General features: G+C 35.3%; 10 protein-coding genes and 1 pseudogene. 5 read left to right on the top strand and 6 right to left on the bottom strand.

Translation table 11 applies throughout. From position 1 onward, the window contains the following. Window positions 1-85: 85 nt before the first annotated feature. From WCV66_RS17230 to WCV66_RS17210, 5 genes are all read right to left on the bottom strand, one after another. Window positions 86-754, bottom strand: a complete 669-nt coding sequence (locus WCV66_RS17230) for a DNA alkylation repair protein (RefSeq protein ID WP_338786255.1) — start codon at window positions 752-754, stop codon at window positions 86-88. Window positions 755-998: 244 nt separating this feature from the next. Beyond that, window positions 999-1,328 (bottom strand): DUF4367 domain-containing protein, encoded by a 330-nt coding sequence (locus tag WCV66_RS17225; RefSeq protein WP_338786254.1) that lies wholly within the window; start codon window positions 1,326-1,328, stop codon window positions 999-1,001. Window positions 1,329-1,532: 204 nt separating this feature from the next. Beyond that, complete coding sequence (locus tag WCV66_RS17220) at window positions 1,533-2,744, bottom strand: MFS transporter (protein WP_338786253.1); 1,212 nt, start codon at window positions 2,742-2,744, stop codon at window positions 1,533-1,535. Between the two features lie 221 nt (window positions 2,745-2,965). Further along, entirely contained in the window at window positions 2,966-3,397 is a 432-nt protein-coding gene (locus WCV66_RS17215; RefSeq protein ID WP_338786252.1) for a DUF4395 domain-containing protein, read from the bottom strand. Window positions 3,398-3,666: 269 nt separating this feature from the next. Continuing rightward, the gene (locus WCV66_RS17210; RefSeq protein WP_338786251.1) at window positions 3,667-4,437 is read right to left on the bottom strand and encodes a class I SAM-dependent methyltransferase; all 771 of its coding nucleotides are present in this window, start codon (window positions 4,435-4,437) and stop codon (window positions 3,667-3,669) included. Window positions 4,438-5,768: 1,331 nt separating this feature from the next. Between WCV66_RS17210 and WCV66_RS17205 the strand changes: the two are divergent. Then, a pseudogene (locus tag WCV66_RS17205) lies at window positions 5,769-6,575 on the top strand (IS110 family transposase); the annotation flags it as partial. A 547-nt stretch (window positions 6,576-7,122) separates the two neighbouring features. Then, window positions 7,123-8,340 (top strand): IS110 family transposase, encoded by a 1,218-nt coding sequence (locus tag WCV66_RS17200; protein WP_338786250.1) that lies wholly within the window; start codon window positions 7,123-7,125, stop codon window positions 8,338-8,340. A 176-nt stretch (window positions 8,341-8,516) separates the two neighbouring features. On the opposite strand, the gene WCV66_RS17195 is transcribed toward WCV66_RS17200, so the two are convergent. Further along, window positions 8,517-9,062 carry a TetR/AcrR family transcriptional regulator gene (locus WCV66_RS17195; RefSeq protein WP_338786249.1) on the bottom strand — a complete coding sequence of 182 codons (546 nt, stop codon included), beginning with the start codon at window positions 9,060-9,062 and terminating at the stop codon, window positions 8,517-8,519. Window positions 9,063-9,409: 347 nt separating this feature from the next. Here WCV66_RS17195 and WCV66_RS17190 point away from each other — a divergent pair, with 347 nt between their 5' ends. From WCV66_RS17190 to WCV66_RS17180, 3 genes are all read left to right on the top strand, one after another. After that, entirely contained in the window at window positions 9,410-9,871 is a 462-nt protein-coding gene (locus tag WCV66_RS17190; RefSeq protein WP_338786248.1) for a nuclear transport factor 2 family protein, read from the top strand. 105 nt (window positions 9,872-9,976) lie between these two features. After that, on the top strand, window positions 9,977-10,345 hold the full coding sequence (locus tag WCV66_RS17185; protein WP_338786247.1) for a nuclear transport factor 2 family protein: 369 nt from the start codon (window positions 9,977-9,979) through the stop codon (window positions 10,343-10,345). 17 nt (window positions 10,346-10,362) lie between these two features. Then, on the top strand, window positions 10,363-11,586 hold the full coding sequence (locus tag WCV66_RS17180; protein WP_338786246.1) for a multidrug effflux MFS transporter: 1,224 nt from the start codon (window positions 10,363-10,365) through the stop codon (window positions 11,584-11,586). The last annotated feature ends 42 nt before the right edge of the window (window positions 11,587-11,628 follow it).

Below are 11,628 nucleotides of genomic sequence, written 5' to 3'. Positions count from 1 at the left end.
CTAAGTCCTCTAAAACCGAAGTTGTTTATTGCGCAATAATCGTCAAATGAATAACAACAAACCCTAATAAATTTTTCAGAGGTAACTAATTATTATGTCGTTTGTTAACTTCAATTGTAATGAACTCCGGCAAATAGCTGGGAGTACATCCTTTTGCTACTATTTCATCTTTGTAAAGACCCGTTTTCTCACCAAGTTTAATACAACGTGCACGATTCTTTTCATCATAAACGCCTATCCAGCCTGCGGTGAAATTCATAGCCCATTGAACTTCCGGTTCTTCCTGCGTAATATTAGCTTCTAATGAAGATAGCAAGTATGCGGTGTTATCAGGCGGTGTTTGTCCAGTCCATCTCAATCGCCCTTGATAATACCAGAAAGCTCGCCTTTGAAGAGCAGAAGGACTATTTTCCCATGACTCCATCAATGCAATTTTTTTCTTGTCTTTGGTGAGCTGATTAGCCATTAACCAATCCATTAAGTTATTTCGCTCATCAAAAGTGTGAGTCTGCATATCCTTATCAAGCTTATTTAGCACATGTTGTGAAAGAAGTTTTTTGTCCATAATTAAGATTGCTAATAGTCTGGGCAAAAACTCTTCGGTTGACCAAAGTTCCATAGCTAGTTCGTGATCTTTTTTAATGTCCTTCGCGATTTTTCGTAAGTCGCCTAGCTTAGTTTTACTATTGATCTGAGCTAGAATGTTTTCTACTTTTGAAGAGCGTTTTATTTCTATATCTTTTTTTTCATCCATTTTATACAACTCCTTTATTAAAGCACTGTTTCATAATATGTCCTTGACGAGATATATCAAGAACTTAATTTCGATATAAGTCTTATTGCAGTGGTGTGTCGTATTAAAGCTTTCTCCACCTATAATAGAAGAGCAACCATCTTTAATATAATAATAACATTTACTTCCTTTTAATTGGATACGAAAAGAGCATTCCTTTTTAAAGAAACGCACCCGTTAGTTAAACAATATCTTAAATTCATTCCTATTCCATCGATTTAGCTATATTAATCATCTGTTCTTCTGTCAGTGTTAAACTATCCATTTCTAAGTAAGGATCTTTTTGAACCCAACGCAAAATTCCATAAACAGGATTTTCGTTATTTTTTGAAGCTTTAAATGCTGAAAAATACCCCTTATAGCCATTTATATTTACTGCCTTATTATTCACCATTTTTTCCGAATGACCAAAAGCTTTCTTTTCGCCAATTCCAAACATTAAACGTTTATCATTTTTCTCCATATAATGGAGCCTGAAATCCGTTATATATTCTTTCTCATTCCAAGGGTATGTTTTGTGATGTTCAGAGTCCAATCGGTCGGTATTCCTTGAGGAGCAAGGACCTTAAAATCAATTTTCTTCTTCAACTTTGGAATGGAGATTGTATTGTGATTATATATAATAGCTTTTATCTTCTTTTTCTATATACAAATCCAAAAAAGTCCCATATGAGTATTCGTTACTCCAAATCCTTATATATCTAATTCTTTCCAATCCTTTAAATCAGTATATATACAATTATGAATAATTGTTATCCTCATGCACCGACTGAATGAGGGTTATTTTTTCCTTTGACCGATTAATGATTAGATGTACGACCATTAAAAGAAATGCGGTACTAACCAGTATACTTGGAATGATGAAAATACGAGGTTGGTAGCCGGAAATTAGAAATGGTAGCAAATAGCCAATCAAAGCAGCGGTCTGGGATAAGAAAACGTATAAACTTGATCCAAATCCAATGCGTGTATTAAACATACGCTGTACATACCCCATTGCAACCCCATACAAAACAGAGACGAAAAAGGAATATAGGGGCTGTACGAGAAAAAATACCCAAAGTGGCGGATTTATAGAGTACACTAAATAAGTCGTTAGAGCACATAAACTGCTGATAATGATGACAATTTTACTCCCGAATTTGTTTGCCCAATATCCTGCAGCCGTCATAAACATTAATTCAAAAACGGCCTGAACACTCCACAAGTAGGACATTAACTGAGGTTCTTCAAACAATTGTACAACAACGAGAGGCAAATAAAGCCCCCTTAATGCGTCGGCACATGCAAGCAAAAGTAGAGCAAATAGCATAACAAGAGAGAATGATTCACTTTTATCACTAGATAAGGGTGCTGGTGCCTCATGCTCTTTGTAAAATAAAAGAACAACAAATAATGTAGCGTATCCTAAAAAATTCCCCCAAAGAACACTTTTGAAATCACCGAATATAAATAAATTCGCTCCTATTAGCAATCCAGTAAAAAAACCTACACTTAACGTAGCACGAAGCCAGATTTGAGCCATTTCATAAATATAAGGAGCAAGGGTCATAAAATGATTACGAGCCATTGCAAAAAACTGGCCCATTATGAGTCCTGAAGGTGCAACAGCAAAAACCATACCAATAAGCGTTGCCATATAGGTTGACGCATTTATATAAATAAGTAGTCCTGTCATACAAAGAATGCAGGCGAAAATTGGTAGAGGTTTCTTCCGCTTGATTTTGTCACTGATAATACCTATCGCAATGGTTGTAATCATGTTTAGCAATAACGAAATGGAAAAAATTGAAGTGATCTCGAATTTTGATAAACCTATTCCATTACGCATGTAGACTGCGTTCATCGGGGCCAATATTCCCGTCCCAATGCCATACAAAAACATACCTACTAGGAGAATCCACGAACTTTTGATTTTTAGAAATTGTTTAAAATCAGTTATTACTACCATATTATTTAGCACCTCCTTATCAAATTTGGAATACCGTGTATATTAATTTCAATGTTAAGATGGGAAATACCTTTAAGAATATTCATCGAAAAAAATGACTAGGAAACTGATTTCCTAATCATTCTTAACCCTTCCCCATCGCTATAGATGCAGTATTTATTTTTACTGTTTTGTATTGTACTTGTATTAACCAACATTTCCTGCCTTAACCATCACTTTATTTATTGTTTATTTAAAGATCTTCTGTATTGGTACTGTTTCCAATGAAACCTTATATAGCAACCAACACAAAAACCTAAAATTGCAATAAATGCGGCTGCAGCAACTATAATGGTGAAAACATAACCTAAAGTCGTCCAATTCATTAGAAAACTTATTAATCCCCCTGCTAGACAAATGACTGCAATTATCTGATTGAATTGCTGCTGATCCCATTCCTCAGGAATATATTGTGAAGGGTGCTTTCTAAAAAACAGCTTAGCTAAACGCATTACAGGATTAAATCCAAAAAATAAGCCCACTAAACCTGCTAAGATAGGAATAGCAAGGATCCATTCTTGCTTAGTTATCCAGGTAAACAATACAGACACCACTATAAACCACTGATTTGTTCGTACTATCGGACGAGGAACTGAACGTACTTGACTTCCCATCAAATCCAACCTTCCTTATCGTTATTATATAATTTACTTTGATTTTTCGCCTTTTTTTCTATTTTATTATAAAAAAAAGATAAAATGATTGAACTCCAACTGCTTTCTTCATTTTTTAGACCTTCAACAAGGTAAAATTTAACCTTATTTTATCACTACTTCTTCCTCTAAGTCGCCACGTTAGTGCAACAGCTTTTATGTATTTTTAGTTTTATAACACAAAAACAACCCTAAACTGCATTATCAGTAAGGGTTGTTTGCCTTTAATTTTATTTTCTAACAGCTTCATAAGCATATGTCTGTTTACTATTTGTTGGTTGTTTACCATAATCAAAATCTGCGGAGACGACAATATCTGAAAAACCGATACTTTCTAATACCATTTTAAATTCCACTATGCCGTACCAACGTGCTGCAAAACGCTGTAATTCAGATTGAATCCGTTTTCCTTTCCGCCATTTTTCATATTTTAAATAGGAAACTTTATACTGATTAAACAAATCAACTTCGACAAGTTTACCCTCCATTGTAATTATATCTCCGTTTGGTAAGTTAAAAGCTGTTGTTCCTTCAAACTTTCCATCGGTCTCAAATTTGTTGTCGGGTAGGAAAAGTTCTAGCATTAGTCTTCCGCCTGGTAGAAGATGCTCATAAAGACGCTTCAATACTTCAATAGATTCATCCCTTTTTTCAATTAATAAGAAAGAACCAGCAGGAATTATAATTGCCTCATATTTATTTGTTAAAGAAAGTTCTTTTAAATTTGATTCATATAAATTTGGTTTTAATCCTCGCTCTTCACATTTTTGACGACAAGATGCCAACATTTCAGGAGAATAATCTACTCCATCCACATTAAGACCCGATTCTAAAAGTGGAATAATTACACGTCCCGAACCGACCATTGCTTCAAGAATAGGTCCGTTACAATTTTTAAGTCTTTCACGGTAATATTCTATATCACCGCCAATAGATTGTCCGACCTTTTTGGTTAAATCATAAACTTCAGTGCAAAGTTCTCCATAATAACTAAAAGACATAATAACTAACCCTCCGTGTTTTTGGTTTTATCACGAATGGGGTTCCCAATATAACTTGTTTATCCCTTCCGCACCTCAAAGTTATATGCTGTTCCAATCAAATTTTCCATTTTCACAAGAATCACTCACTTTCAAATTATATGAGATAAATTTATCATAAAGGAAAATTTTGGGCAATAGAGAAAATTATATTTTTCTAATAATTCAAATAATTATGTTTTCACTCTACAAGTAATCAGGAAACCTTATTCCACTAAACTGCGATTTTAGTTGAAGAATGATAAAGAAAAATGGCTGCCGCAGCAACCCATCATCTTCAACTCTTGCACCCGTTAGTTGAACAACTCCAGGGCTTATTTAAACTGTTCATAATTTCCTTTGGATTAGAGATACGGTTCTCAATAAAAATAGTTGCCTATCCTTAAGTAATTTCATATAAGCTTCTTCAATCATATTTGAATTTAGGTGGGCTACTAGGCATACATCCAATCCAATCTTTGACCCTGAACATAAACTTGGATATAAGTCTAATTTCAATAAGGAGTGAACCTCGAATTATGGTATATACACGACAAATGCCATCTGCCCTGAGTCCCTTGGGTCTTCAAAATTGTTTGTATCGTTTTACGTACTTGTGGCTTAGAAACGGAGACAATTTCTGGTTTTATTTGACGACTGTCGGGGAATCAAGAGTTTATGGATATAGGTTTTTCGGCGGAAGATGGAATAATTATTCGGTTGCTTTAAGAGATATTGTTAACTTCCATTGTTCTCCTCCGACTCCAACTCTATATTAAAACACTGTGACTGACCCTGGTAATCGTATTGTTCAGTCTTACTTTAAAAGCGTCTGTGCTTTCGCATAATCAGAGATCGTTTTTTTGAATCGAATACTGTGATCACCAGATATCCGCCACCTGCATGTTCTCATCCATCATGTATAGAACGTTAATCATTTCGGTTAGCGTTCTTTATACTGAGATTAGACTAAAATCCAAAATGAACATAAGTTTAATCCTGAGGCTGCGTTAAACTGCACTTTAGTGGATAAGAAAAAAACCGCCGCAGTGACAATCATCTTGTTCCCAAGCACCCGTTAGCCTACATTAAAAATTCAATTTGTTATTTATTCTAGGGTTGGTTAAAGTACTCCTTCTTAAAGTAAACTGCCCGTGGGACATGGATCCCGTCAGCTAAACAGTTTGCCCCCTACTTGTAGAAACATGATTGAGGCTGGTTGGGACATAGATCTCGTATAACAAGCGAAGCTGTGATACTGCAAGAAGGAATTAGGGGTACCGGCAAAATAATAGATTAGGAGTTGGTAAAGGATGAATCCAGTCGTAGGTCTGGATGTTTCAAAAGGTGAAAGTCAGGTTCAAGCATTTATTAATAAAGGCAAGCCATTTCGAAAAGCTTTAAAGTATCTCATACGATTGAGGGGCTTGGTTTACTTGAAGAATTTTTAGAGGTTATCAAGAAAGGAACGGGTCAAAAATCTCCGGTTATCCTTGAAGCAACTGGTCACTATCAAACACCAGTTGTTCAGTTTCTAGAGGAACGTGGGTATTTATTAATTATTATTAACCCTTTAATTTCATATTAGGCGAAGAGTTCCAGTTTAAGAAAAGTAAAGACAGATGCCGTTGATGCTTACCTTCTCTGTGAGTTGTATTATAAGGAAGAATTAGGACCATATAAAAAACGAGGGATTCAGTTATTAAACCTTCGTAACCAAACGAGACAGCACGAAAATATTACAGGTGTTATGATTCAAACTAAGCTTCAATTTCAAGCTATCCTGGATCAAGTATTTCCTGAATATCGTGGGGTTTTTGGAGATTTATATTCTGTGGTGTCACTCTTAACATTACAAGAGTTTCCGTCATCCGAAGACATATTAATATCTAGTAATGAAACAATCTCGAACACGATCAATGAGTTATGTAAAAGTCGCTCAATCAGATGGGCGAAATAAAAAGCTTTAGAATTAAAAGATGCGGCAGCTCGTAATCCTTTTGAAAAGTCAGTCTACCAGTGTCATATATTAAGCTTAGGTATGTACATTAATATTATTTTTTCAATACAAAGAGCATCTATCAAGATTAGAATCGGAGATAGACACTCTCGCGAAAAAAGCCATTTAAAGTCGCTGTCATTGCTTGCGTAAACAAGCTTTCACATTGGATTTTTGCCTTACTAAAGAATAGGACAACTTTCCAAGATATAGTTAAATGACTACATCTAACTAAATGATACAAAACCTTCCAATTTAGAAGTGAAGGAAGGTTATTTGGCATGTTTATTTTTAGTATATCAAGTACTTTTTAGATTTCTAACTGAAAAATGTTGACAAACTATTAGCTGGTTTAGTTCAATAAAAAAATGGTTGACAATGGGAACTAGATCTTCAAGTAACGCACCCTATAGCCATCCATGAAGCGCAAAAATCAGCGCTTCACCACAAAGAATGAAAATATATTCAATCTGTCGATACTGTGTCTAAGGCTGGGAGAGGAAGGTCGATAAACTATGGTGCCTTAGAGCCCATCCTATAGTCTGACTCCAACGACCACGGTGCACCACAAACTGTCGCTCCCTTACGGGAAACACTCATGGTAGATTAATCCTAATTCTGATTGTTGCACCAGCCTCCAATTTTCAAGCCTAGAAAGGAAGATTTCAATGGATGTAATCATTGAAAGAGCATGTGGTATGGATGTTCATAAAGATAATATCACTGCGTGTATTATGACACCTGATGGAAAGGAGATTCAAACGTTTCCTACTAAAACAGTTTTTCTACTCAAGTTAATCGACTGGATTAACGAACATGGCTGTACTCATGTCGCAATGGAAAGCACGAGTGTTTATTGGAAACCTATTGTTAACCTACTAGAATCTGAAGGGATTGAGTTTCTAGTTGTAAACGCCCAACACATGAAGGCACTCCCCGGTCGTAAGACCGACGTTAAGGATGCCGAATGGATTGCCCAACTTCTTCGCCATGGTTTACTCAAAGCGAGTTTCATTCCCAACCGTATTCAAAGAGAGCTACGGGAACTTGTCCGTTATCGTCGCAGTATTATCGAGGAACGTGCAAGACAACATAATCGGATTCATAAAGTTTTAGAAGGAGCCAACATCAAACTAGGTTCTGTCGTTTCTGATATTATGGGGGTTTCCTCAAAGGATATGCTTCGAGCTATCGCTGATGGCGAGGATGATCCTGAGAAACTAGCAAACTTCGCTCGTCTTACAATGAAAAAGAAGAAAGAAGAACTTGAATTAGCACTTCAGGGGTATGTTAACCCACATCAACGCTTAATGCTCAAAACGATTTTAACTCACATTGATTTCCTAACTGAGCAAATTGAAATGTTAGATCAAGAGATAGCCAAACGAGTTAGCTCTTATGAAGAAGATATTGAAAGACTAGATTCGATTCCTGGACTCGCCAGAAGAATGGCTGAACAAATCCTGGCTGAAATCGGTACTGATGTTAAAAATCAATTTCCTACTGCGGCACATCTTTGTTCATGGGCAGCTCTCGTACCCGGGCATAATGAAAGTGCTGGGAAAAGAAAATCAACTAGATCTAAAAAAGGAAATAAGTATTTAAGATCAGCATTAACTGAAGCAGCTCAATCAGTGAGAGGCTCTAAAAACTATCTTGGTGCATTGTATCGACGAACAGCAGGACGTAAAGGCAACAAAAGAGCAGCTATTGTAGTTGCTCATGCGATTTTGCGGATCGCATATTACCTGTTAACTAGAAAAGAAATGTATGTAGACTTAGGTGAAGACTACTTTGATAAACAAAGACAGGTTTCTATTGTACGCCATTCAGTTCGAAGACTAGAAAACTTAGGCTATACGGTTACAATAACAGAAGCTTCCTAATCCATTAAACAAGTATATAAACACCAAAGATCAAGACGCTCCTCCCCTTTTAAAAGTTGAATGAGCTGCGTCTATTAAGTTTTGCCATTTTTCTGATTTCACAGAAGTTAATTTTCATGGTAGTTTAAGTACAATTCTTCACAAAATCTACTTAATTTAATGATTTATGGAGAAAATTATAAAATCCTCTTTACCAGTAACCCCACTTGTTCTGCCATGACACGGGGTGGATAAGGCATTTGATTCTTGAGCCACCATTCCACTACCTCTACATAAGCAGCCGAAACAAATCGAAGAATAATATCTTCACTCAATCCTTTATTTTTGCCTTCTGCTGTAACCACTTCATTCTTTAACAGTTCAACAGAAAACTCAATGTATTGGGCTCGAAAATTTTGGGCTCCTCCACCGACCAACATCGTTGAAAAGAATAGATAATTTTTTTGAAAATATTCAAAAATTGCTTGCCCACCCGCAATAAAATCCGTTTCTGATAATGATTCGAACATTTCTTGCAGTTTATTAATGTGTTCTTCAATAAGTTTATCAAGCAGATCGAATTTATCCATGTAATGAAGGTAAATAGTCCTTCTGTTTACATTCGCTCTATCGGAAATATCTTGTAGCGTAATTTTGTCGAATTGCTTTTCATTCATAAGTTCAATAAAAGCTTTTTTTATTGCTTCTTGTGTTTTGGCTATTCTTCTATCAATTTTAGTCACCTAGATTGACCTCCAAACCTTTTGTATAATTACACTATTTTTTCGATTTCGTGTATTAATTCACGAATCAGGATTATTTGGCAATTGAGAACGCCCTTTTTTTATTCTATATTATACACAGATGTGAATTAATACCACAATATGAATTTCTATTGTAATAAATTAAACATAGTAATATGAAAGGAGTGGTATGAGCTATACCTATTAAAAATGTTCCAGATATAAGTATCGATTTCAAGTAGGCAATGTAATCACTATTCATCAACCAAGTCTGGGTGTAAATTAAAACCAGTCAACAATAAGAAAAATAAAAAATTTAAAATAAACGAAATTAAGGAGGAAGAAACATGACACAAACAAATTTAGAGATGAGAATTGAAGAATTAGAAAACGTAAGAGCCCTAAGAGAACTTGTTGATAATTTCTCAATACTTGCTGACAAGAAAGAAGTTTGGAAGCAAACTGAGCTTTTTACTAAGGATGCTACTGTAGAATCCTATGCAAACGGAGCGTTAGTATCAAGTTTGAAAGGAACTAAACAAATAGGTGAGGCTTTTGAAGCCTTCTTAGCGAATTTCGAAACTGTTTATCATATTAATGGTCAACACGTTGTGGAAATAAACGGGGATAAAGCCGAAGGTACTCTCTATTGTCGGGTAGATCTTATTAGTTCCGAAAATGGAAAGAAAATAAATAACGCTTCAGCAGTTTCTTATAAGGATGAATACGTCTATGAAGACGGTCAGTGGTTGATCGCTAAAAGAACTTCAAATTTTGTGTGGAATGATAGACAAGAATTAAATCAGTAATTGCTTATTTCGAGTAAATTCCAAAATGGGTTGTCCGAATTAATGGATTGACCCATTTATGGTTTTAGGTTGGACGATAATGAAAAGGAGGTTACAAGTACAAACATGAGTGAAGATAAACAAAAAATCCTAGCAGTGTTTAATCAAATTAATGATGCAATGATTAATAAAGATATTGAAACATTGAACACCTTCCTTAGTGACGATTATGCATCTGTACACATGACTGGTTATCGTCAAAGTAAGCAAGAATGGCTTGAACAAATAGAAAATGAAGAAATGAATTATTTCAAAACTATTCCTCAAAAAACAAAAATCACAATTCATGGTAATAAAGCTATTCTTATTTGTGATGCAAAAATTGATGCTAGAATTTATGGTTTTCGAAACACTTGGAGTATGAAAACGGAAATGCATTTTGACAAATGTGGAGACAATTGGTATCCAGTGAATGCTATAGCAACAAGTAATTAAAAAGGAGTTGTAAATAATTGAATTCGAAGACTAATAAACATCAGGTCCGATTTGCACTTTTATTAGCAGTCTTTTGTGCGTTAGGACCATTTACCGTTGATATGTACCTTTCATCATTTCCCGAAATTATGAGGTTTTTTGACACAAACGCATCCATGGTTCAAGCTAGCTTAACCTCTGCTCTTTTAGGATTAAGCTTAGGTCAAATTATAATAGGTCCTTTAAGTGATGTTCACGGCAGACGAAAACCTTTGTTATTTTCAATGATTCTGTTTTTCATTTCTTCTGTCGGTTGTGCCATTTCACCGAATGTCGAAGTTTTTATTGTTTTACGTTTTATACAAGGATTTTCAGCTTCTGCTGGACTTGTTATAGCTCGTGCAATTATCAGCGATATGTATGACGGCATTGAATTAACAAAGTTTTTTGCACTTCTTACGACGATTACAAGTGTTACCCCATTACTTTCACCACTTGCAGGAAGTGCCGTTATTTCTTTCACTTCATGGATAGGAGTATTCATCTTTACAGGAATTGTAGGGATCTACTTAACCATCATGACAGTTTGGAAAGTGAAAGAAACATTATCTGTAGGGAATCGTATCTCTAGTGATTTTAAAGGATTATTAAAAAACTATAAAACCTTGCTTCAAGATAGAAAATTCATGGGATATGGTCTTGCATCTGGCGTATTATTTGGAGGTTGTTTCGCTTACATTTCAGGAAGCCCTTTTATTTACCAAAACATTTATGGCGTATCTCCTCAAATGTTTTCAATTTTATTCGCTTTGAATGGGATTAGTTTAATGTTAGGAGCTCAATTAGTAAAAAGATTGGCGGAACGAACTACTCCACATAAGATTTTTCTGATTGGATTGTTATCTTCTTTTGTTTCTAGTCTTGCCGTACTTATTGTAGTTCTTACTCATGGACCGTTAGCCGCATTGGTCATCTCACTTTTCTTATCAAATGTAGCACTGGGTATTATTGGACCTATTTCATTTACTTTAGCAATAGAGTCGCAAGGGCATATAGCAGGTAGTGCCTCTGCACTGTTAGGTATCCTACCCTTTTTATTAGGTTCTATTACTTCTCCACTTGTGGGTATTGCGGGTGAATACTCTGCTATTCCATTAGGAGTGATTATTTTTGCAACCAGTTTATTGGCTGTTTTCTTCAATGCAGTCCTAATTAGAAACACTAAAGCTGTGCCTGCTTCTGAAGAAATGAATTTGGATTAATTATGTTTAGCAGAATGATAGAAATATAAAAAATTGGAGGAA

This window comes from Metabacillus rhizosphaerae (assembly GCF_037201795.1).
GTDB classification, from domain to species: Bacteria; Bacillota; Bacilli; order Bacillales; family Bacillaceae; genus Metabacillus; species Metabacillus rhizosphaerae.
Note: the sequence above shows the minus strand (reverse complement) of the source record. Positions and strands in the feature narration are given on the sequence as shown.

Bases quoted from the DNA above. Each gene is read 5' to 3' on its own strand.
- WCV66_RS17230 (WP_338786255.1), bottom strand. From the start codon at position 754: ATGGATGAAAAAAAAGATATAGAAATAAAACGCTCTTCAAAAGTAGAA.
- WCV66_RS17220 (WP_338786253.1), bottom strand. From the start codon at position 2,744: ATGGTAGTAATAACTGATTTTAAACAATTTCTAAAAATCAAAAGTTCG.
- WCV66_RS17215 (WP_338786252.1), bottom strand. From the start codon at position 3,397: ATGGGAAGTCAAGTACGTTCAGTTCCTCGTCCGATAGTACGAACAAAT.
- WCV66_RS17210 (WP_338786251.1), bottom strand. From the start codon at position 4,437: ATGTCTTTTAGTTATTATGGAGAACTTTGCACTGAAGTTTATGATTTA.
- WCV66_RS17200 (WP_338786250.1), top strand. From the start codon at position 7,123: ATGGATGTAATCATTGAAAGAGCATGTGGTATGGATGTTCATAAAGAT.
- WCV66_RS17190 (WP_338786248.1), top strand. From the start codon at position 9,410: ATGACACAAACAAATTTAGAGATGAGAATTGAAGAATTAGAAAACGTA.
- WCV66_RS17185 (WP_338786247.1), top strand. From the start codon at position 9,977: ATGAGTGAAGATAAACAAAAAATCCTAGCAGTGTTTAATCAAATTAAT.